The organism is Ilumatobacter sp. (assembly GCF_041688325.1).
Lineage (GTDB): Bacteria > Actinomycetota > Acidimicrobiia > Acidimicrobiales > Ilumatobacteraceae > Ilumatobacter_A.
In genome coordinates this window covers 1-2,304 of sequence record NZ_JBDNIJ010000460.1, presented here as the reverse complement: position 1 = coordinate 2,304, position 2,304 = coordinate 1, and the positions used below count along the sequence as shown (strand labels likewise).

At 62.6% G+C, this 2,304-nt stretch carries 2 protein-coding genes; both read left to right on the top strand.

Annotated elements, in window-relative coordinates:
• Positions 1-1,240: class I adenylate-forming enzyme family protein (locus ACH2EI_RS22105; RefSeq protein WP_395161619.1), on the top strand; the 1,240-nt coding region annotated here is incomplete at its 5' end.
• Positions 1,241-1,267: 27 nt separating this feature from the next.
• Positions 1,268-2,304, top strand: a 1,037-nt coding sequence (locus ACH2EI_RS22100) for an amidohydrolase family protein (RefSeq protein WP_395161617.1), incomplete at its 3' end; no start/stop codon positions are given.

Here is a 2,304-nt window from a genome sequence, read left to right as displayed (position 1 = left end):
CGTCCTTGTCACCACACCCGAACTCGGCGCGCGATGCTCCAACGGCATCGCCACGTGGACCGTGATCGTCGGCACGGCCGAGGAACCGCAGCACGACAATCAGATGAACTGGTCGGCGTTGTTTGAACACGGCATTTTCGACGGTCCCGGGCCTGCCTCCTCGGACATCGCCAGCCTCTACTACAGCTCAGCAACGACCGGACGTTCCAAGGCCGCCGTTGGACTGCACACCGACATCACGTTGAACTCGATGCAGCAAGTCATCGAGCTCAGCCTGAGGTCGGATGACGTCCATCTCGTGACCGCATCGATGTCGTGGGCAGCTGGACTGCACGGCGTCACACTCGCCACGCTGTACGCCGGTGGCACGATCGTGCTGCCCGACCTCGGCGCAATGACAGCAGACAAGCTGGCGTCGGCAATCGCCGAGTGGGAACCCACAACGGTGATTCTTGTGCCGACACTGCTCCGACGCCTCGTCGAGGATTCAGAGGCGCTCAGTCGCCTGCAGCAGTCGAATCTCCGACTCATTTTGACCGGTTCGGAGCCCGTGCCGCTGCCTCTGTTCGAGCGGGTGACCGAGGAACTCCCTGACGTCGAAGTCATGCAGGGGTACGGCATGTCGGAGTTTCCGATGTTGATCACACTGCTACGACCCGAGCATGCAGTCGAGCGGATTGGTTCGGCGGGACTCCCCACGATGTTCACCGAGCTTGCTCTACTCCAGGAAGACGGAACGCGGGTCGAAGCAGGCGAAGGCGAGATCCTGCTCCGTACACCCGCCACGATGCGCGAATACTGGAAGCGACCGGAAGAGACTGAGATCGGCATGCGTGACGGTTGGCTTCACACCGGTGACCTCGGCCGGATCGATGCGGATGGATTCCTTTGGATCACGGGCCGCGCCAAGGACCTGATCATCACCGGAGGCCTCAATGTCGCGCCGCTCGAGATCGAGAAGGTGCTCAGTCGAGCGCTCGCGGGTCGCGAGGTTGCCGTGGTCGGGGTCGCTGATCCCGAATATGGCGAACGCATCGTCGCAGTGTTCGGCGGAGACCTGCCGGTCGACAGCGACGAAATGGCCGCCACCTGTAAACAGACCCTGCCGTCGTACAAGGTTCCCCGAGAGTTCCACATCTTCGGTGACGAACTCCCGAAGGGGCCGACCGGCAAGTTACTCAAACGGGCGATTCGGCCGTGGGCTCAGGACCGCTCCGACGAACGTCGGGAGCAGAAATGACCCCAACTTTCCAGAGGGAGATCCAACATGCATGACATCGTGATTCGAAACGCGAACGTTGTCGATGGCACGGGAGCTGCCGCTGCGTTCGGCGACGTCGCCATCGATGGTGAGTCGATCAGCGCAGTCGGCTTGTCGGTCGGCGTCGGTCGCCGCGAAATCGACGCCGACGGCCGCCTGCTCACGCCCGGCTGGGTCGACATCCATTCCCACTACGACGGCCAGGCGACCTGGGACCCGCATCTCGTGCCATCCGGAGCCCACGGTGTGACCACCACTGTCTTCGGTAACTGCGGTGTGGGTTTCGCTCCGGTGAAAGCCGACGATCGTGGGGCGCTCGTCACTCTGATGGAGGGCGTGGAAGACATTCCGGGTGCAGCACTGTGGGAAGGCCTGGCGTGGAACTGGGAGACGTTCCCCGAGTACCTCGACGCCTTGGAGTCCACGAAACGGTCCGTCGATGTCGCTGCGCTGCTGCCACACAGCGCGGTGCGCGCGTATGTCATGGGCGTCGAGGCGTCTGTCCGCGGTGTCGCGACGGATGACCAGATCGCCCAGATGCAGTCGATCGTTCGCGAGGCAATCTCTGCGGGAGCCATCGGGCTGTCGACATCGCGCACCAAGCTCCACCTCGGATCCGACGGTGGCGCCGTGCCCGGCAGCTTCGTTGAGCTCCAGGAACTGCTTGACCTCGCAGGCGCTGTTCGTGCCGGTGGCGGAGGCATGATCCAACTTGTCACTGATTGGACCGACGGCGATCCGGCGCAGCAGTTCGACTGGTTCCGCAAGATCGCCGATGAGTGTGGACTTCCGGTTGCCTTTGCCCTTGTACAAGACGACCTGTCGCCGGACAATATCTATCGAATCCTCGACCTCCTGACCGAGGCTCGCGCCGATGGTCTGGAAATTCATGCCGGAGTGGGCGTGCGTCCTGTTGGGATGCTGATCAACCTTGAGAGTGAGATCCATCCATTCTCAGGCCACCCTGCCTTTCAGGAGATCGCAGCACGTTCGACACCGGAACAGTTGACGGTGATGCGCGACCCCGAGTTCAAGCGGCGGAT